Here is a 19,264-nt window from a genome sequence, read left to right as displayed (position 1 = left end):
GTGCAGGAACAACAATAACAAAGGGTTGCCCAGTTGTGAAATCGGGCCGCTCTAGGCTCCCTAACCGTCCCCACGAAGCTGTCTACGCGCCGTTTCCAGCTCCATTAACTCGCGCTGGAGCAGGTTATAGCTCTCCGGATCAACAGCCGGATCCATGCGCTGCAGGGCCCCCAAGCGCTCCTCTTTGAGCCGTGTGATTTGCAGCTCAAAAAGCCGGCGCAAAATATCCCGGCAATATCGCATCAACGTCTCTTCACGAGTGGCCGGCAACGGGCTCAGCGCCAGCTCAGCCACCAGCGATCCCAGCTCAGGCGGAACATGCTCCCGAACCGCCTCCAGCCACTGCGAGGACGCCACCTGCGACTCCCCTGCCTGATAAATCCCCTGCTGCACAGCCTTGTACGCCGGCACCACAAATTCCGTCGCGGCGAAATGCTGCCAGTTCCCCGCGGACAAGAACCCAGGATGCTGCAAAACAACCTCCAACGCCTCCCGCTCCATGCGCCCCTGCGGATCTCGCGGATCCGGCCTAGCTACTGTAGGCGGCGCCTGCTCCACCTCGGCTGCCGGCATCTGCTGATGACGGGCGACGTCGTTCCTGAAGTTCCCCTGCCCCGCACCTTGACTGCCGGGCTGGGCGTGGGCACGACGCTCGGCACCCTTGACCGCCCGCAGCACCTCGTTGGGATCTGCCATGCCGAGCCAGCCAGCAAGTTCCTGGCTGTAACCCATCCGGGTGGAGGCGTCGCGGATTGAGGCCACCACGGGGGCCGAGGCGCGTAGGCCACTGACCCTGCCCTCAACCGTACTCAGATCGAACTTGGCCAAGGTGGTGCGGATGGCGAATTCAAAGAGTGGTCGCCGTGAGCGGATCAGGGCGTGGACAGCTTCATCGCCCTTTCGTTGACGCAACTCACAGGGATCGGCGCCGGAGGGCTCAACGGCTACAAACGTCTGTGCGGTGAAACGTTGGTCCTCATCGAAGGCCTTCAGCGCAGCCTTCTGGCCGGCCGCGTCGCCGTCGAAGGTGAACACCACTTCCCCGCCGGTCCCGTCGTCGGAGAGCAGTCGCCTGGCGACCTTGATGTGATCGGTACCGAAGGCGGTGCCACAGGTGGCCACGGCGGTGTCCACGCCGGCCAGGTGACAGGCCATGACGTCCGTGTAGCCTTCCACCACTACCAGCTGGCGTTTGGAGGCGATGGACTTCTTCGCCAAATCGATGCCGTACAGCACCTGCGACTTCTTGTAGAGGCTGGTCTCCGGGGTGTTCAGATACTTAGGGCCTTGGTCATCGTCAAAAAGTTTACGGGCACCAAAGCCCACAGTGTCCCCGGCAATGTCGCGGATGGGCCAGATCAGGCGGCCGCGGAATCTGTCGTAAATGCCGCGTTGACCTTCGGAGAACATGCCGGTCAACTTCAACTCATCCTGGGTGAAACCCTTCCCGGACAGGTGCTTGAGGAGGGCGTCCCAACCCTGCGGGGCAAAGCCCACACCGAAACGTTCAGCGGCTTCGCGGTCAAAGCCGCGCTCATCCAGAAACTGCCGTCCTGCGGCTGCGGCGGGGGTGAGAAGTTGGGCGCGGAAGAATTCACCGGCGATTTTGTGGGCGTCCAGCAGGCGCTGCCGCTTACCTACATCTTCGCGGCGCGGTCCGGTTCCGCCGTCCTCGTAGCGCAGCTCGTAGCCAATACGGCCGGCCAGTTTTTCCACTGCCTCAGAAAATGAAATGTGATCCATTTTCTGAATGAAGGAGATGACATCGCCACTCTCCTGGCAACCGAAGCAATGGAAATAACCCATTTGCGGGCGGACATGGAAGGAGGGGCTGCGCTCGTCATGAAAGGGGCACAGACCCTTGAAGGAACCGATCCCCGCCGATTTCAAGGTGACGTAAGAGTCAACAATTTCCTTGAGGTCGGTGCGAGTCCGCACCTCATCAATATCTTCACGTTTAATCAGGCCAGCCACTGGGCCAGTTTACGTGAGTTTCCTGCGCCCAGTTTCCCTCAGCAGGCGTCCCTGTGGAGAACTCGCAGGCGTCCCCGGCCCCGCCTAGAGGAGTGTCCGTTCGGTGCCCACGAGCCGCTCGTGCAGCGCAAGCGCCGATACGTCAGTCAGTGAAGCGATCTGGTCGATGACCACCCGAAGCCGGGACGCGTCGTCGTGCGCGTCACGCCAATCGGCGGCAAACATGGTTTCCAGATGCGCGTCGCCGGTGACACTGAGGACAGCGACCAATTCACTGAGGATGTCCTGCTGGCGCTGGTAGATGGGCTGGCGGTGATCGGTGGTCATGACGAAGGTGGTGGCCAGGCCCTTCATGACGGCGATTTCCAGCAGAGTTTCGTGCGGCACCACTACCTCGCCGGCGTAGCGCGCCAAGGCTCCAGTGCCATGCACGGCACGGGTCGCGGCGACGGCGCTCTGGCAGAAGCGGCCAATGAGTTGGCTGGTCATGTCCTTCAGCGCAGCCATGGAGCGGCGGCTGCCGTCGGCGCGGCGCACCCACACATCCGTGGCTTCCAGACGTTTGAGTGCGGCATCGATTTCGGCCACGTCCACGTTGGGCAGGTACCACTGTTGGGTGTAGCCCAGGACCCGGTTGCGCTGGTCTTGGTTGGCGAGCCATTTGAGCTGCACATGCCCTGCAACAATGGCATCTTCGACGTCGTGGACCGAGTAGGAGATGTCGTCGGCGAGGTCCATGACCTGTGCCTCGATGCAGGTTCTACCGGCTGGGGCGCCTTCGCGCAGCCAGTTGAACACGGGAAGATCGTCGGTGTAGGCGCCGAACTTCCCCGTGCGGAGGCCATTGATCAGGGGTGCATCCACGGCCAGCCATGGGTATTTCGCTGAGGCGTCGAGGGAGGCGCGGGTCAGGTTTAAGCCGGCCGAACCGCCGTCGGACGTGAAGACCTTGGACTCGAGGCGGGTCAATAGGCGCAAAGTTTGGGCGTTGCCTTCGAAGCCGCCGATGGAATGGGCTAGGTCATTGAGAACCGATTCTCCATTGTGCCCAAAGGGCGGGTGGCCGAGGTCATGGGCCAAGCACGCCGTGTCCACAACGTCACGATCGCAGCCCAGCGTGCCGCCGAGCTCCCGACCAATCTGGGCCACTTCAAGGCTGTGGGTCAGGCGGGTGCGGACAAAGTCGTCGGTATCAGGTGCCACAACCTGAGTTTTGGCGCCCAGCCGGCGCAGCGCCGAGGAGTGCAGCACTCGCGCCCGGTCCCGTTCAAACACTGTGCGGAAACTTGTTTTCGGAGCTTCCGGCACCCAGCGTTGCTGATCGCGGGGAAGGTACACGGACTGCAATTCATTGGACATAAAACCCAGTTTAGGGCCAATGCAACCCGGTCCGGGGACGTTCTCCACAGGATGGCCAGTCCTCCACCCCGCCAGCCAACATCGATCCGTTAGATAATGTCGCTTAGAAGCTTCTAAGCGACATTATCTAACGGATCGATGTTGGGTGATACGGCTGGGGATTAGCCGCCGGAGACGTCCAACTCAGCGCCGACGAGCTCCACTTTTTGCGATCCACTCAAGGTGCGCTCATCCAGCCAACCGGCCGGAAGTGCTGTGCGCTTGGGCGTGCCTGCACGGCCGCGGGGGCCCTCAGCGTCAACGCCGGGGTACTCCCCTGACATGTCCAACTGATCCAGCAGTTCGCGGAGCACCTCAAGAGTGGGCACGCAGGACAACTTGGCGCGCAAATCTCCGCCCACCACATAGCCCTTGAAGTACCAGGCCATGTGCTTGCGGATATCGCGGAGGGCCTTATTTTCGTCATCGAAGGTGTCCACCAGCAACTCGGCATGACGGTACACGGCAGCGGAAACTTCAGCCATTCCGGGCTTATGGCGGGCATCGCTGCCCTCGAAAGCGTTCATCAGGTCACCGAACAACCACGGGCGGCCCTGGCAGCCTCGGCCCACTACTACGCCGTCGACGCCGGTCTGACGCACCATGGCGATCGCGTCTTCGGCACTCCAGATATCGCCGTTACCCAGAACGGGAACATCCGGGAGAGCTTCGCGCAGGCGGGCGATGGCGTCCCAATCGGCCTGGCCGGAGTAGAACTGGTTGGCTGTGCGTCCGTGCAGCGCTACCGCAGCAACACCGGCGTCGCGCGCAATGCGGCCAGCTTCAAGGTAGGTGAGGTGGTCCTCGTCGATGCCTTTACGCATCTTGATGGTCAGCGGCAGCCCACCCTTGGAGGCTTCACGGACAGCGGTCTGAACAATCGAGGTGAACAGGTCCAGCTTCCACGGCAGCGCGGCGCCTCCTCCGCGGCGGGTCACCTTGGCGACGGGGCAACCAAAGTTCAGGTCAATGTGGTCCGCGTGGTCTTCTTCGACCAGCATGCGCACGGCCTTGCCAACGGTTTCGGGATCGACGCCGTACAGCTGGACGGAGCGGATCTGCTCATCGTCGTCGTGGCTGATGAGCCGCATGGACTCCGGGGTGCGCTCCACGAGGGCGCGGGAGGTCACCATTTCGGACACGAAAACGCCGCCACCGTGCTCGCGGCACAGGCGGCGGAACGCGGTGTTGGTGATCCCGGCCATCGGGGCAAGGATCACGGGGGTGTCCACCGTAATGTTGCCGAGTTTCAGGGGCGGGAGGTCCAGTTTTGTATAGCTGCTGGGGATGTCTGTAACAGTCACAAATCAATTCTCTCAAATCCTGCCAAATTCTGCGCGGCATCCCCGGCCAATCTCATATCCCGCCCTTCTCCCGCCCCACTGTCCCCGACTGTGAAAAAGCGGCGCGTCACCGCCGAAACACGGCTAAACCCACCAAAACCCCGGGCACTCAATCAAACCCGGCCGTGAACAAGCTCACAGAATCTCCTCACCCGGAGCGGACTTTTCCGTCCCGAACATCCTGCTAAACTGACTGGTCAGTACAAAGAATTGAGAAGGCAGCTAGAGCGTGGCGGTCCCGTCGTTTCACACGATTCGGCGGCCGCTCCCTCAGCTCCTGAATCACCACCAGCAAAGGAACCCCTGTGCAGATCACCGCCCACAACCTCGCGCTGTCAGCAGGCCGCGGCCCTGTTTACGGCCCCCTCACCTTTGAAAGCAGCGGCGGGCTCACGGTACTCCGCGGGGATCCCGGCAGCGGCCGAACCTCATTGCTGCTCACCTTGAGCGGGCGCATGAAGCCCGACGCCGGCACTCTCACCGTGGGCGGACATGAGCTCCCCCGCAATCTGCGCGCCGTCCAGAAGATCAGCTCCGTGGCCGGATTCGCCGGCATCGACAGCCTTGAGGAATCCGTAACCGTAGGCGCCGCCTTGCGTGAACGCCGCGCCTGGCTGGCACCCTGGTGGTCCATGGTGCGCCGGCCCAACGACGTGGAGGTCGCTAGGCTCTGCGCACCCGCCTTCGGCAGCGAATCCATCCCCCACGCCGACACCGTCATCTGGGATCTGGATGACACCGCGCAGTTCCTGCTCCGCTTGGCACTGGCCACCATGAGCAACCCGGACGTGCTCTTCGTGGATGACATTGAGCAGTTGCGCAGCACCGACGCCCGTCGCGTCGTTTGGGCCCGGCTGGGGCATTTGGCGGCGCGCGGCACCGACGTGGTGGTCTCGGCGTCGTCCCTGGATGAACTGCTCTGGGATGAACTGGACCTCACCCCGCAGGTGATCGACATGAACCTGCCGATCGAGCCAAAGACTGACGCTGACGCACCCACCGATTCTCTGCGCACCGAAGAAATCCCGGCAGCCCAGCATGAACTGATTGCCCAGCATGAACTGATCAAGGAGTCCCACTAAATGTTTGCCTTTTTATCCTCCGGAACGGAGCTGGGCCGGTTCAAGCGCGGCAAGCTTCCCAAGATTGCCGTCGCTGTCATGCTGTTCATTCCGCTAATTTACGGCGCCCTTTACCTGTGGGCTTTCCAGGCCCCGGACCAGCACATGAACAACCTGCCCGTGGCCCTTGTCAACCAGGACACCGGCGCCACGAAGGACGGCGAAGCCGTGCATGCCGGTGATGACCTCGCCGCCGAACTCATCGATGGCATGAAGCTTTCGTGGGAGCAGACCGATGCCGCCACCGCCGCCCAGGGTGTCGCCGACGGCACGTACTACTTTGCCATGAGCATCCCTGCGGACTTCTCCAAGAACGCCGTTTCGGTGGGCACGGATTCCCCGGCCCAGACCATGATCGACGTCGAGTTCAACGACTCCAATAACTTCCTCTCCAGCGTCCTTGGCAAGCAGGCCATGGCACAGGTGCGCGATGCTGTCGCCGAGCAGTTGGGTGAGCAAACCTCTTCCGCCCTCCTCGTGGGATTGCACGACGCCGGAGAAGGACTACGCGCCGCAGCGTCAGGTTCCGCTGAGGTCACCAAGGGCATCGACAGCGCCAAGGACGGTGCTGGCAAACTGGTTGTCGGCATGAAAGACCTGACGGCCGGCTCGGTGACCTTGAAAGATGGCGCGTTCCAGCTGGCCGACGGCGCTACCACCCTCTCCGATGGGGTCACCACCCTCGCCGGTGGAGCCGCCACCTTGAATACAGGCGCAGCTTCTCTCGCCACGGGAGCCGGTTCCCTCGCAACCGGCGTATCGGAACTGAACACCGGTGCCGCCTCACTGGCCAAGGGCAGCAACACCCTCGCCGTCGGGACCTCCGAGCTGGCAACATCGCTGGCCAATGCGGTCCCGGATGCCAAGGCACTGGAGCAGGGTGCCGCCTCGGTCTCCGCCAGTGCTGGCACGTTGTCGGCGAGCGCCGCCAAGGTTTCCACGTCCGCATCAGCCCTGGCTGGCAGCGCCGATGACGTAGCCGCGGGCGCCAGCGAAACAGCTAGGCAACTAACCGCCCTGATCAGCGCGGTGGAGTCCCTGCCGGCCGACACCCCTGCCAGCTCCATCCTGGGGAACTTGAAGCAACTACAAAGTGAGGCAGCCACACCCCTGGCAGCAGGTGCCGGCAAGTTGGCAGCTGGCGCAAACCAGCTCTCCACTGAGGCCATCACTCCGCTGTCCGACGGTGCTGCGAAACTCGCCGCTGGCGCCGACTCGGTCGCCACGGGCGTCACGAAGCTTTCCGCTGGCGTGGGCGAGGCAGCTACCGGTGCCGGGAAACTCTCCCAGGGTGCCGCTACGTTGAATACGGGCGCAGCCACCTTGTCCAAGGGCGCCCAGAGCGCCGCCGCAGGGTCCTCAAGCGTTGCCGCCGGCGCCTCCAAATTGGCTGGTGGCGCATCTGCGCTGGCCGACGGTGCTGGAACGGCGAAGGACGGTGCCGCGGCACTGGCCACGGGCGCCGGATCTCTGAGCACGGGCAGCTCGGATCTGGCCGAGGGCAGCGGCAAGCTCCTTGACGGCGGCACCACACTGGCTGACGGGGCTCAGAAACTCTCCACCGGCAGCCACACCTTGACCGACAAGCTCCACGACGGCGGAGCGGCAATCCCGAACGACTCCTCCACTTTGCTTAGTGAAAAGTCACAGGTGCTGGCCAATCCCGTGGCCGTGAATCAGCAGTGGTCCAATGAGTCGGGTGGCTTCGGCGAAGGTTTTGCCCCGTTCTTCATCGCCTTGGCGACCTTTGTTGGCGCCCTGATTTCCTGGCTGCTGCTGCGAGCACTTCCCACCCGCGCACTGGCTGCCGGTGCGAGCGGTCTGCGCAGCGTGCTGACTGGTCTGCTCCCTGCTCTGGCCATTGGTCTGGGTCAGGTGCTGATCATGGTGGCCGTCCTGTTGTGGGGTCTGGATATGAAACCTGTCTACCCCGTGGCCACTGCCGCGTTCATCTACCTGACCACCGTGGCGTTCCTGGCACTGCAGCAAATGTTCATCATCGTCTTCGGCACCGCTGCGGGCCGGGTCGTAAGCCTGGTACTGCTGATGTTGCAGCTGAGCTCCTCCGGTGGCACCTACCCGGTGGAGACCACACCCGGTTTCTTCCAGGCCCTGCACCCGTATATGCCAGCCACCTATGTGGTGAATGGACTTCGGCAGCTGATGACTGGTGGAATAGACTCCCGACTGTGGATCTCCATCACTTTCCTCGCCGTGCTTGCGGCGGGCTCCGTGGCAGTTAGCGCATTCTGCGCCGGCCGCCAGAGGGTGTTCTCCATCAAGCGGCTGCATCCGGAACTGGAGATGTAGCCAACTGGGGCGCCGCCAATAGCGCAAGGCGCCCCATCCGCCGTCGTCCATGTCTTTGTCCACCAGAAGCCAGCCCTCCCCCAACACCCAAGGAATCTAAGTGCCTCGCATCTCCCCCACTAAGAAGGCCATCCTGGCCGCCGCGCTGGAGCTCGGTGCGCTGCACGGGATTTCCGGGACCACCATGGACGAGGTGGCGGAGCGCGCTGGCGTGGCCAAGGGCAGCGTCTATTACAACTTTTCCTCGAAGGACAAGCTGTTTGAAGAGCTGCTGACCACGGGCGTCAGCTCGCTGGCCGAAAATCTGGCGGCGGCACGTGGTCGTGCCTCTGGGTTTGCCGCCGTTGAGGCGATGGTTTCTGACATGTTGATCTTGATCGCCGATAACCGGGCGCTGGCCAAGCTCATGGCGGCAGAGATTTTCCGCACCGACAGGGCGTGGCAAACAGCTGTTTCTGCGCTGCGCCGGGAGGCCGTCACCGAGATCGGCGCAGCTTTGCTGCCTCTGGTTCCGGCCGGAACGTCCGAGAGTAGCCGGCTGTTGATGGCCGGCGGGATCTTCGGAGCCACCCTGGTAGGTGGGCTGGAATGGTTGCTCTTTAGCCCCGAAACGCCGGCGGCAGAGGTGTCCGCCGCGATCTTGTTCACGTTCTCGGGAAAGCTCGCTTCTTAGAGTCGAACTACATAGCCTGACTGGGCTAGAGAACGACGCCGGGAGGTCACCGTCGCGCACAAAGGTGACCTCCCGGCGTCGTACTTCCTTCGGGTTAGAGGCCCAGAATGCTGGTGGCGATCAGGAAATAGATGATCAGCCCGGCCGCGTCCACAAAGGTGGAGATGAACGGATTGGAGAACACGGCCGGATCCGCCTTAACAGCTTTACCTAGCAACGGCATGAGCCCGCCGATGCTGGCCGCCATGGTGCACACACCCAGCAGCGTCAGCCCAATGACCCAGCCCAACGGCACCGTGAAGGCGAGGGAGGCGATCACGAAGCCCAAGGTGCCCAGCAGCAGACCTAGGAATGCGCCGACGCGTACCTCGCGGGCGAAGACTTTAAGGAAGTCGCGCGGGCGGACATCGCCTAGGGCCAGGGCACGGGTGATGGTGGTGGCTGCTTGGTTGCCGGTGTTGCCGCCGGTGCCGATCAGTAGGGGGATGAATAGCGAAAGCACCACTTGTTCGGCCAGCGTGGCTTCAAACGCGCCAATGACCTGGACCGTCAACGTGGCACCCACTGCCAGGACCAGCAACCAGACCACCCGGGCGCGGACAATCGTGCCCACGGGCGTGGCCAGATACGGCCTGCGCAACGGTTCGGTGCCGCCGGAGCGGGCGGCGTCCTCGGTTTCGGCATCCTCAAGGATCTGCAGGGCGTCGTCCACGGTCAGGATACCTACCAAGCGGTCCTCGGCGTCAACGATGGGCAGCACCAGAATTTTGGCGTCGGCACAGTAACGGGCAGCTTCCTCCACATCTTCGGTGGCGGGAAAGCTTAGCGGGGCCTTCATGATCTCGCCAACCAGAACCGCATCATCGGCCCGCAGCACATCGCGCAGTGAGACTACACCCACTAAGTGGCGGCCAGCATCCGTCACCGGAATGGTGTAAACGCTCTCGGCATCATCGAGCTGGGACCGTACACGAGCAAACGTCTGCGCCACGGTCAAGTGCGGATGGGTGGTGACAAATTCGGGACTCATGTAACGGCCCACGGCACCTTGCGGGTAGCCCAGCACCGTGCTGGTGAGCGCCCGTTCCTTCTCATCCAGCCCAGAAATCAGCCTGTTCGCAACTGATGCTGGCAGCTCGTCCAGCAGCGCCACCCGGTCATCCGGGCTCAGCTGGGCAAAAACATCGGCAACTTCGACGTCTTGAAGACCTGCCACAAGATCGGCCTGCAATGCGGCATCGAGGCGCTCAAAGACCTCAATGGCGCGGCCCTTGGACAGCGTGCGGTAGGCCAGAGCCCGCTCAATGGTGTTCAGCCGTTCCAGCTGTTCCAATGTTTCGGCCGTGTTCAAGGGCAAGAGGGCGCTGGAAATGGCGGCCAGATCGTGCTGGCTCAAGGCGCGCCCGAGCAGCTCTGCGCTGTCCTCAAAAGTTTGAACTGGGTACTTGATCATGATCCGAATCCCTCCGGTAAAAACACACGCGGGTATGACGCGGCGCTAGCCGTGGGCGTGTGCAGAAATTGGGTGTGTGGCGCAGTGCTGTGCTCGAAGTGTCTACCGCACGAACCCGATGCCGGTGAAATACTCCATCACCGCCTGAACAGTGGCAGGCGATTCATCTGTGTCACGGCAGCTGTGTCAAGGCAGCCATCACCACGGCGCAGAAAAGGCTACGCGTGTGGGGTAATGAACTGAGGCAGACTCTGCAGATCGTGCAGACTACGCAGAACGGGCAGACTACGAGGAGAGTGAATTCCGGTGGCGCAGGCGAGGCTCGCGCGGTGACGTAGATCGACTAAGTCCGTCTTCCATGTGCGGCTCACCTCCGTCATTCCAAGGCCCATCCCGGGCGTATGTACTGCCCTTACAAGGGATTCCTGAGGAATCCGGGCGTCCCTCTCATCCTAGGCCAACCGCAGCGTGAACCACCAATCAGGCGCTCCGCCCGGGTTTCTCGGATGCTCCACGGCGCTCTGCCGGCGCTCCCCAGGTGCCCACACCAATGTGTTCTATGTATTGTGTTATGTCTCTGGAGCCTCTAAGAATGGACTATGACGGTCACCTTGAGGTCTCTCGAAACAGCTGTTCCACCCACCATCTTGATCCAGGAACAAGCCCGCGACGTGTTTGCCGCCCAACCTGGCCTCACCCGACTGGGCCAGCGGCTGGTGCGCACCTGCTTCGATTCGGCCGCGATCGATACCCGCCACACCGCCGTCACGGAGATGAGCTTAGACTTCCGGGGTCCCGATCCCCTGTTTTACGACGGCATCGCCGGACTATTGCTCAACCCCACCACCAAAGATCGCAACGATCTCTTTGCCACGGCCGCAACGGCGCTGTTCATCGAGTCGGCCAGTAAGGCGGTAGCCGCCTGCCCGGGGCTGCTTCCAGCAGATATCACGCATGTCATCACCGTATCCTGCACCGGATTCTTCAACCCGGGGCCCGACTACAAGATTGTCCGTGCCCTCGGGCTCAACCCGTCAGTGCAGCGTTACCACCTCGGATTTATGGGCTGCTATGCCGCTTTTCCGGCGCTGCGGGCAGCCAAATCCTTCTGCGAGGCAGACCCCGAAGCTGTCGTGTTGGTGGTGAGTGTGGAACTGTGTTCGCTGCATGTGCGCACCTCCAATAATCCCGACACCATCATGGGATCCTCCCTCTTTGCCGACGGCGCAGCGGCTGCGGTTGTCACGGCGCGGGGCTTGCCAGGCGGTGGGCCGGTTCTTGAATTGGATCATTTTGAAACGGTACTCACCCCGGTGGGCGAAGATTCCATGGCGTGGAACATTGGCGATCACGGCTTTGAAATGGTGCTCGACAGCTACGTTCCCAAGATCATCGACGAGCACATTGTGGGCGCTCTGGAACCGCTACTGGCCTTGGCTCCAGAACGACAAGGCGTGCCATTCTCCAGCATCCGTCACTGGGCCATTCACCCCGGCGGGCGCAGCATTCTCGACAAGGTTCAGAGCAAGTTGGAACTCAGCGACGAACAACTCATTCCGGCCCGGGAAACACTACGTAACTTTGGCAACATGAGCAGCGCAACCGTCATGTTTGTGCTCAAACATATCCTGGAACAGCCCGTGGAATCCGAGCGTGAGAGCATCTGCGCCATGGCTTTTGGGCCCGGCCTCACCGTGGAAACCGGGCTATTCACCAAGGTCACACAGTGGGTCTCCACCGCATCTGCCGCGGATGTCCATGACTGAGAATCCTGGCCCTGTCGGCACCGGCGGGTTCTTAGCCGTTCGCGACGAGCACGCCATAGAGGAGATGGACAGGGCCGATTGCGATCCTGCCATGCTAGCCCGCACCTACGCCCAGTTTCCGCTGATCAATAGCGTGGTTGCTCGTTGGCACAGCGTCTACAAACAACGCATCCGCCCGCTGCTATCCTCAACACGCAGCAGCACCTTGTTGGACATTGGCTGCGGCGGCGGAGACATCCCCGCCGCTTTGGCCCGCTGGGCTGCTCGCGACCACCTGCACCTAAAAGTCACTGCGATCGACCCCGATCCCCGGGCGATCACCTACGCCAGCACACATTTCGCAGGCGCTGGCGTCCAGTTTCGCCAAGCCCACAGCGCCGCCCTCACGGCGGCAGGTGAGAGGTTCGACGTCGTGCTTTCCAACCACATGCTGCACCACCTCGCCCAGACCGAATTGCAGGCTCTGCTTCAGGATTCGGCCCAGCTGGCACGGCGCGCCGTCATTCACAGCGATATTGCTCGCAGCCGCCTCGGCTACGCGCTATTCTCCGTGGCAACGCTCCCGCTCATAGGCGGTTCCTTTATTCGGCGCGACGGCCTGACATCCATTCGCCGCAGCTACACGCCCGCCGAACTTCAAGCTGTTCTGCCTGCGGGGTGGCGCGTCGAGTCTGCGCGACCGTACCGGAATCTGCTGCTTTATACGCCCGAGCAGCAGCATGTTTGACGTGGTCGTGGTCGGCGCCGGGCCGGTGGGATTGTTCCTCGGCGCGCTCCTGTTGCAAGAGGGCCTCTCCGTCCGGATTTTGGAACAGCGCACCGGTCCGAGCCCGCATTCGCGCGCCATTGGCATCCACCCGCCGGCACTGGCGGCGCTGGAGCAGGCGTGCGTCGCAGCCCAGATGGTGGCCGAAGCTGTGCAGATCGGTCTCGGCATCGCCCGCAGCGCCGGCACCGAGGTGGCCCGGCTGTCCTTCGCAACCCTTGCTTCCCACTATCCGTACGTGCTGACCCTCCCCCAAGCCCGCACGGAAGCGCTGCTGGAGGCGCGGCTTCACGCTCTGGATCCGGCAGCCTTGGTGCGCGGCTTCTGCGTTTCTTCCATGCACGACGCCGGGACTTTCCTCACGCTGTCCGGCTCTTCTTCCGATGTGGAAGCTGGCACGCATTTTCAGGCCCGTCTGGTGGTGGGTGCCGACGGTGCACGTTCAGCCGTTCGCAGATTGCTGGGCATCCCCACGAGCGGCCGGGACTACCCGGACACCTATCTGATGGGCGATTTTCCAGACACGGGCCCGGATGGTTCGGCCGCCATTCTGTATCTGGAACCTGGCGGGATCCTCGAGTCCTTTCCGCTGCCGGGCGGGCTACGCCGCTGGGTGGCACATACGGATTCACTGCTTCTGGATGCGACGGCAGCTGATCTAGCCCGCATTGTCAGCGAACGCAGCGGAGTATCCCTGGAGCCGCAAGCCAACAGAATGCTCAGCGCCTTTGCTGTCCGGACACGGCTGGCCCGGCACATGATTGCTGGCAGAGTAGCTTTGGTGGGCGACGCCGCGCATGAAATCAGCCCCATTGGCGGTCAAGGCATGAATCTGGGCTGGCTCGATGCCGCCGAGTTGGCGCCCATTGTGGTGGCTGCTTTGGCAGGAAAACCAACCGGGACAAAGCTGGCCGCGTTTGAGAAGAAACGCATGCGAGCCGCCCGCACGGCGGCCCGGCAAGCGCAGCTGAACATGGTGCTGGGACGCAAGGTCCCGGCGTCGTACCTTCAGAGGCGCAATGCGGTGCTGGGTCGGTTGGTGCGGCTAGACGCCGTCCATAACCTTGTGGCCCGCCGCTTCACTATGCACAGCCTCCGGTGAATCCTGGGCCGATCGAGCCGCGGGCCGCCCGGTGGCCTTGACCACGGCGACCGCCACCGCAGTAGTGACCGGAATGGCTAGGACCAGGCCGATGGAACCGACCAGGATGCGCACGATCTCCTCGGCGAGCTCAGATCCGGTGAGGGCCAGGAGTAGTTCCTGATCAAAGAGGGAGACCATGAGGAGCACGGGGATGGCGCTTCCGGCGTAGGCAAAGGCGATGGTGTAGACCGTGGAGGCGATGTGGTCGCGGCCAATGCGCATGGCCGAGGTGAACAGTTCCCGTGTGCTGGTGTTGGGGGCGAGTTCGTAGAGTTCCCAGACGGCCGAGGACTGGGTGATGGTGACGTCGTTGAGCACGCCCAGGCCCGAGATCACCAGGCCGCACAGGATCATGCCGGACAGAGACATGCCCTGCGTCATATTCAGTAGTTGGTAGCCGTATTCGCCCGAGTTTCCGGCCAAGGCTGCGGCATCGACCGCCCACCAGGCGAGTCCTGCCGTGACGCCAAGTCCGAACAAGGTGCCCAGGAGGGCCGTGGAGGTTCGGGCGGAGAAGCCGTGGGCAAAATACAACACGCCAAACATGATGGCCGATGAGCCCACCAGGGCCACCAGCATGGGCGGCTGGCCCTGCGCCAGCGCCGGCAGAATGAACCAGGCCAGCAGTCCGAATGCCCCCGCCAGCCCCACGATGGCACGGAATCCACGCCAGCGCGCCACAGCCACCACCACGACGGCGTACACCACGGCTAGCAACCCCATGGGGAAGGTCCTCACGAAGTCCATGAAGACGTACTGGGGGCCATTGGCTTGGACACCCGTGACGGCTGACAAACCGGAGAGGTTCAGATACCGGATGGTGTCGCCAACATGGACGCCGCGGGTTTGCACGATGTCAGGGCTGATCAGCACCGGAACTTCTGTTTGGCCCTGCCCCGCAATGAAAGCGACAAAGCAGCTGGTCCCCGGGCTGCCCCCGGTGTTCAAGGAGCAATCTTCCGTGGCTGTGCGCTGTACTTTTCCGGAATCGATGCTGGCACCGGGCGCCGCTGCATAAGGGTTGCCAGCTTGTCCCGGCCCACTGTCCGTGTTGTCGGCGCTAGGCCACAGGAGCGCCATGGCCACAATGGTCACCACGGCTAAGGGCACCAGAATCCAGCTCAACAGCACCACCGCACGCCGCCGCATCGCCCTCAGGCGTCGCAACTCCGGACGGCTCAGGGTCGACTCATCAACGTGCGAATGTGAATGGCCCATGGGCTGTGGTTGGTCCTTCGTATCGGTTGGTCTCAGTGCGGCGGATGGCTCCGGGCAAACCCGGCCCCCTCGCGAGCAGTAAGATTTCCTCGGCCGCGGGCGGCCTTCAGAAATCCATCCTCGCTCCGGGGGCTGGGCTTGCCCTCCGTCGCCAGTCACGTCGGCAACGGCGAAGCGGCGGAGCCGGCATTTTTTGTAGGCGACGTAAAGGAGACTCGCAGGCCGCCCGCGCCGAGGAGTCGGATAGTCGCCGGAAAAATGCCGGTCCGCTGCTACTTATTCGCCGAGCACCAGGGTTTCGGTGCCGCGAACCTTGGCTGCTCCGACGGCGATCATCGGGTTGACCACGGCGGAAAGTGCTTCCATGGAGTCGTCCAATTCCAGCAGCACCGGGTACTGGTGAGTAATGAGGGCCAACAGATCGTAGACGGCCTGCACCGCCTCATCGTTCTCCAGTGCCGGTTCAACGCCGAGGAACACCTCAGAGGCTGCCGCGGCAACGTCTTCCGACGCCTCGATGTGCCCCTGTGAGTAGCTGAGCGCAAAGGCTTGAATCTTGCCCTTTTTGCTCGGCGCAACGCCGGCACCGAAGGCGCTGGCGGGCTCGGCCCGCAGCACCAAGGCACCGTGGGCGCCGGTGAGCTCGTCCAGGAACATGCGCTGAACAAGCCCGGGGCTCAGCGGACCGGTCGGGTCCCACAGGTTCACGGACTCGTAGTAGCGGCCCACAATATCTGTTAGTTCCACCGAGCCGGTAGCCAAATCCTGCACGCGTGCGCTGGCTTCCTCCTCGGTGCCTTCACCGAACATGGGAAGCTTCAGTGCGCCGGGGCCCACCTCAACCACGCGGTTGCGCTGTAGCACAGCCAACCCCATTGCCTCAGCAAACCCCGCGCCCGAGGTGCCGGGGGCCACCTTGGTGCGCAACGCCGTCGTACTTACCAAGCCGGCGGCAAGCGCACCGTCAGCTTCGCGACGCAACATGGTCAGCAAGGTGGCGCCGACGCCTGCGCGCCGGTGGTCCTTGGCAACTTCCACGAAAGCCCACAGGCGCGCCGGGTGCAATTTGGTCGAATAGACGGTGCCGGCCGCGACCGGGATGCCCTGGTCTTCGGCGACGATGGTGCGTCGCCACGGGCCACTGTCAGATTCCGGTGCCAGCGCGGCGCGGAACGCTCCGGCCGGGGCAGACTCGGCGTCTCCCCAGATTTCCAGGAGGGTCAGGTCATCGCCGTCGCGCCACGGCCGGTAGGAAAGTTCAGCCATTCCTAGGCACCCAAAAGGCGGGTGGCGAGGTACGCCTGAACCTGATCCAAGGGCACGCGCTCCTGACTCATGGTGTCGCGTTCGCGGATGGTCACGGCGTTGTCCTCGAGGGTGTCGAAGTCAACAGTGATGCAGAACGGGGTGCCGATCTCATCCTGGCGGCGGTAACGGCGGCCGATGGCACCGGCGTCGTCGAACTCGATGTTCCAGTGCTTGCGCAGCGTGTTGGCGAGCTCCTTGGCCTTCGGGGACAGGTCCTCATTGCGGGAGAGCGGCAGGACCGCAGCCTTGACGGGGGCCAGGCGCGGGTCCAGCTTCAGGACGGTGCGCTTGTCCACGCCGCCCTTGGCGTTGGGGGCCTCGTCCTCGACGAATGCGTCCACCAGGAACGCCATCATGGAACGGGTCAGGCCGAAGGACGGCTCGATCACGTAAGGGGTGAAGCGCTCGCCCGTGGCCTGGTTGAAGTAGCTCAAATCCGTGCCGGAGCCCTTGGTGTGCGAGCCCAGGTCGTAGTCGGTGCGGTTGGCGACGCCCATGAGCTCGCCCCACTTGGAACCCTGGAAGCCGAAGTTGTACTCGAAGTCGATGGTGCCGGCAGAGTAGTGGGCGCGCTCGTCCTCGGGGACGTCAAAGCGGCGCATGTTCTCCGGGTCGATGCCCAAATCGATGAACCAGTCCCAGCACAGCTCGACCCATTCCTTGAACCACTTCTCGGCGTCCTCGCCGGGCACAAAGAACTCGATTTCCATCTGCTCGAATTCGCGGGTGCGGAAGATGAAGTTTCCGGGTGTGATCTCGTTGCGGAACGCCTTGCCAATCTGGCCGATGCCGAACGGGGGCTTCTTGCGGGACGTGGTGAGCACGTTGTTGAAGTTCACAAAGATGCCCTGCGCGGTTTCCGGACGCATGTAGGCCATGCCGGCCTCGCTTTCGACCGGGCCAAGGAACGTCTTCATCAGGCCGGAGAACAGCTGCGGCTCGGTGAACTGACCCTTGGTGCCGCAGTCGGGGCACACAATCTCGGACATGCCATCTTCGGGCTGGCGCTTCTTCTTCGCGACGAACCCCTCGATGAGGTGGTCCTGGCGGTGGCGCTTGTGGCACTGAGTACACTCGACCAGCGGGTCGGTGAACGTGGCGACGTGGCCAGATGCTTCCCACACGGCCTTGGGCAGGATGATGGAGGAATCCAGTCCCACCATGTCCTCGCGGCCGCGCACGAATGACTGCCACCATTCGCGTTTGATGTTTTCCTTCAGCTCAACACCGAGGGGGCCGTAATCCCAGGCCGACCGCGAACCGCCGTAAATCTCACCGGCCTGAAAAACAAAGCCGCGACGTTTCGCGAGTGAAATGACCTGGTCTAGCTTGGACTGAGGCGCCACTGTATTACTCCTATTACTTACGAGGCCGCTGGGTGCGGTCCGTCCCGCGCTCCAGCTTACAGTTCGGCGAGCATTCCGGGGGAATTGTTCCCTGCATGCGCTGAACCCGGCATGAATTCGGCGCCGGGTGCCTCATGCACCAAACTCGCGGTCAGTCTGACGCATATAAGCACGCCAGTTGTTTTATGCGCCAAACGCGCTTGCCAGTTCAGCGTATAAGGGAACACCGTGTGCCTTGTGCACCAAACTCGATTGCAGGTTCAGCGCATAAGGACTATGTGAAGCACGACGCCGGACTCCAGACGTGCGCCGTTGGCTCACCGCTGCGCTGTTAGCGCGGCAAAACGCAGGTGGGGCTGCCAAATTCCACGGATTGGAGGGGTTCCTGGCCGAGCACCCCCTGGCTGTCCACCTCGAAAACGGCCACATTGTTGGAGTTTTGATTGGCAACGTACATTTTGTTGTGGGCCACGGCAAAGTGTCGTGGCCACGTCCCGCCGCTGGACAGCTGCTGCAGGAGCCGCGGCGGAGTGGGAGCCGCATCAGCATTCTCCGGCACGTTCAATCCGCTCACGTCCAACACCACCACTGTGTCGGGCCCGCGAACTGCGGCATAGAGTTTACTGCCATCATCGGAGAGCTGAATGTGCGAGGGGAAGAACTGATCCGCATCCGCTATGTCCTGACTATTTTCCGCCAAGGGGACTTTGAACAGCCAGTGCCAAAAGTATTCGCCGCGTGCGTCACGCACAGTCCGCCTCATGACGTGCAGGTAGCCATCGAGTTCACCGGCCACCAGGAGAAACTCGCCTTTGATGGCAACATGACGCGGACCGGTCCCCGGCGGTAATTCTGCTGAGCCCAGGCGAACGTGGGACTCCGCGGAGTATTCATCCACTCTGTCCGCGCCAAGGTCCGCGACCAGAACGGTACCCCACTCCGTGGCCGTGACCTGATGCGCATGGGATTCGCCTTGGCGATCCGACACGGGACCGCTGCCCGGATGTGCCAGAACTATGGGCTGGACGGGTGCTCCGTGCGAACCGGCATTAATGCTCACACCCACAACATCTTCAGCGGGGAGGACTGTCGCCGTTCCCGTTGAGTAGTTGGCAACCCACACCGCACCGTCCACGAGTGCCACATGGCAGCTGTCGGCGCCACCGCTGGAAACCCTACCGAGCACCTCGAGTGACCATGGATCCACTGCGACCACGTTGCCTTGTTCCAGCTCCTCAACAACGAACAGAACGGCGCCGCCGGCGGCCATGAACGATGGATTGGTTACAGCTGTGCCTTGTGCCAGTTGCTGCCCCACGGTGCCATCAGCCAACAACGCGTAGCGCACCATCCCAGGCCCCGCACCATAACCTTCCCTGGTGTAGCCGCTGACAATCAGTTCGGGGGTGGTGGGCATAGCTGGCTCTCCTGATCGTTGTGTCTT

The 19,264-nt window shown here is 62.8% G+C and carries 14 protein-coding genes; 6 read left to right on the top strand and 8 right to left on the bottom strand.

What is annotated here, in order from left to right:
- Nucleotides 1-60: 60 nt before the first annotated feature.
- From dnaG to dusB, 3 genes are all read right to left on the bottom strand, one after another.
- Nucleotides 61-1,974 carry a DNA primase gene (dnaG, locus tag AB0O97_RS00555; protein WP_363878774.1) on the bottom strand — a complete coding sequence of 638 codons (1,914 nt, stop codon included), beginning with the start codon at nucleotides 1,972-1,974 and terminating at the stop codon, nucleotides 61-63.
- 84 nt (nucleotides 1,975-2,058) lie between these two features.
- Nucleotides 2,059-3,333 (bottom strand): deoxyguanosinetriphosphate triphosphohydrolase, encoded by a 1,275-nt coding sequence (locus AB0O97_RS00550; protein WP_363878771.1) that lies wholly within the window; start codon nucleotides 3,331-3,333, stop codon nucleotides 2,059-2,061.
- Nucleotides 3,334-3,494: 161 nt separating this feature from the next.
- Entirely contained in the window at nucleotides 3,495-4,676 is a 1,182-nt protein-coding gene (gene dusB, locus AB0O97_RS00545) for a tRNA dihydrouridine synthase DusB (RefSeq protein WP_363878768.1), read from the bottom strand.
- Between the two features lie 344 nt (nucleotides 4,677-5,020).
- On the opposite strand from dusB, the gene AB0O97_RS00540 reads away from it, so the two are divergent.
- The 3 genes from AB0O97_RS00540 to AB0O97_RS00530 all read left to right on the top strand — a co-directional run bounded on the left by AB0O97_RS00540 (nucleotide 5,021) and on the right by AB0O97_RS00530 (nucleotide 8,819).
- The gene (locus AB0O97_RS00540; protein WP_363836599.1) at nucleotides 5,021-5,797 is read left to right on the top strand and encodes an ATP-binding cassette domain-containing protein; all 777 of its coding nucleotides are present in this window, start codon (nucleotides 5,021-5,023) and stop codon (nucleotides 5,795-5,797) included.
- Nucleotides 5,798-8,146, top strand: coding sequence for a YhgE/Pip domain-containing protein (locus AB0O97_RS00535; RefSeq protein WP_363878765.1), 2,349 nt, complete (start codon nucleotides 5,798-5,800; stop codon nucleotides 8,144-8,146).
- A 100-nt stretch (nucleotides 8,147-8,246) separates the two neighbouring features.
- Nucleotides 8,247-8,819 carry a TetR/AcrR family transcriptional regulator gene (locus AB0O97_RS00530; protein ID WP_363836603.1) on the top strand — a complete coding sequence of 191 codons (573 nt, stop codon included), beginning with the start codon at nucleotides 8,247-8,249 and terminating at the stop codon, nucleotides 8,817-8,819.
- Nucleotides 8,820-8,913: 94 nt separating this feature from the next.
- Here AB0O97_RS00530 and mgtE read toward each other — a convergent pair whose 3' ends face one another.
- Nucleotides 8,914-10,272, bottom strand: coding sequence for a magnesium transporter (mgtE, locus tag AB0O97_RS00525; RefSeq protein ID WP_363878762.1), 1,359 nt, complete (start codon nucleotides 10,270-10,272; stop codon nucleotides 8,914-8,916).
- A 599-nt stretch (nucleotides 10,273-10,871) separates the two neighbouring features.
- Between mgtE and AB0O97_RS00520 the strand changes: the two genes are divergently transcribed.
- From AB0O97_RS00520 to AB0O97_RS00510, 3 genes are read left to right on the top strand one after another with little or no spacing between them, the layout of a single operon-like run.
- Complete coding sequence (locus tag AB0O97_RS00520) at nucleotides 10,872-12,038, top strand: type III polyketide synthase (RefSeq protein WP_363878759.1); 1,167 nt, start codon at nucleotides 10,872-10,874, stop codon at nucleotides 12,036-12,038.
- Entirely contained in the window at nucleotides 12,031-12,765 is a 735-nt protein-coding gene (locus AB0O97_RS00515; protein WP_363878756.1) for a class I SAM-dependent methyltransferase, read from the top strand. Before AB0O97_RS00520 ends, AB0O97_RS00515 begins: the two co-directional genes overlap by 8 nt.
- The gene (locus AB0O97_RS00510; protein ID WP_363878753.1) at nucleotides 12,758-13,906 is read left to right on the top strand and encodes an NAD(P)/FAD-dependent oxidoreductase; all 1,149 of its coding nucleotides are present in this window, start codon (nucleotides 12,758-12,760) and stop codon (nucleotides 13,904-13,906) included. Before AB0O97_RS00515 ends, AB0O97_RS00510 begins: the two co-directional genes overlap by 8 nt.
- Here the strand turns inward: AB0O97_RS00510 and AB0O97_RS00505 are convergent.
- The 4 genes from AB0O97_RS00505 to AB0O97_RS00490 all read right to left on the bottom strand — a co-directional run bounded on the left by AB0O97_RS00505 (nucleotide 13,850) and on the right by AB0O97_RS00490 (nucleotide 19,237).
- Complete coding sequence (locus tag AB0O97_RS00505) at nucleotides 13,850-15,166, bottom strand: YibE/F family protein (RefSeq protein ID WP_363878750.1); 1,317 nt, start codon at nucleotides 15,164-15,166, stop codon at nucleotides 13,850-13,852. The two genes, AB0O97_RS00510 and AB0O97_RS00505, sit on opposite strands and share 57 nt — an antisense overlap.
- Before the next feature lie 276 nt (nucleotides 15,167-15,442).
- Nucleotides 15,443-16,432 (bottom strand): GNAT family N-acetyltransferase, encoded by a 990-nt coding sequence (locus tag AB0O97_RS00500; RefSeq protein WP_363878748.1) that lies wholly within the window; start codon nucleotides 16,430-16,432, stop codon nucleotides 15,443-15,445.
- A gap of 2 nt (nucleotides 16,433-16,434) precedes the next feature.
- Entirely contained in the window at nucleotides 16,435-17,820 is a 1,386-nt protein-coding gene (locus AB0O97_RS00495) for a glycine--tRNA ligase (protein ID WP_363836614.1), read from the bottom strand.
- A gap of 331 nt (nucleotides 17,821-18,151) precedes the next feature.
- Complete coding sequence (locus tag AB0O97_RS00490) at nucleotides 18,152-19,237, bottom strand: beta-propeller fold lactonase family protein (protein ID WP_363878746.1); 1,086 nt, start codon at nucleotides 19,235-19,237, stop codon at nucleotides 18,152-18,154.
- Nucleotides 19,238-19,264: the final 27 nt, after the last annotated feature.

Origin of the sequence: Specibacter sp. NPDC078692, assembly GCF_040686835.1 — a bacterium.
In the GTDB taxonomy this organism is placed as follows: Bacteria; Actinomycetota; Actinomycetes; order Actinomycetales; family Micrococcaceae; genus Specibacter.
Note: the sequence above shows the minus strand (reverse complement) of the source record. Positions and strands in the feature narration are given on the sequence as shown.

Excerpts from the sequence above, each read along its gene's own strand:
- AB0O97_RS00520 (WP_363878759.1), top strand. The coding sequence starts at position 10,872 with ATGACGGTCACCTTGAGGTCTCTCGAAACAGCTGTTCCACCCACCATC.
- AB0O97_RS00550 (WP_363878771.1), bottom strand. The coding sequence starts at position 3,333 with ATGTCCAATGAATTGCAGTCCGTGTACCTTCCCCGCGATCAGCAACGC.
- AB0O97_RS00505 (WP_363878750.1), bottom strand. The coding sequence starts at position 15,166 with ATGGGCCATTCACATTCGCACGTTGATGAGTCGACCCTGAGCCGTCCG.
- mgtE (WP_363878762.1), bottom strand. The coding sequence starts at position 10,272 with ATGATCAAGTACCCAGTTCAAACTTTTGAGGACAGCGCAGAGCTGCTC.
- AB0O97_RS00500 (WP_363878748.1), bottom strand. The coding sequence starts at position 16,432 with ATGGCTGAACTTTCCTACCGGCCGTGGCGCGACGGCGATGACCTGACC.
- AB0O97_RS00490 (WP_363878746.1), bottom strand. The coding sequence starts at position 19,237 with ATGCCCACCACCCCCGAACTGATTGTCAGCGGCTACACCAGGGAAGGT.
- AB0O97_RS00535 (WP_363878765.1), top strand. The coding sequence starts at position 5,798 with ATGTTTGCCTTTTTATCCTCCGGAACGGAGCTGGGCCGGTTCAAGCGC.
- AB0O97_RS00515 (WP_363878756.1), top strand. The coding sequence starts at position 12,031 with ATGACTGAGAATCCTGGCCCTGTCGGCACCGGCGGGTTCTTAGCCGTT.
- AB0O97_RS00510 (WP_363878753.1), top strand. The coding sequence starts at position 12,758 with ATGTTTGACGTGGTCGTGGTCGGCGCCGGGCCGGTGGGATTGTTCCTC.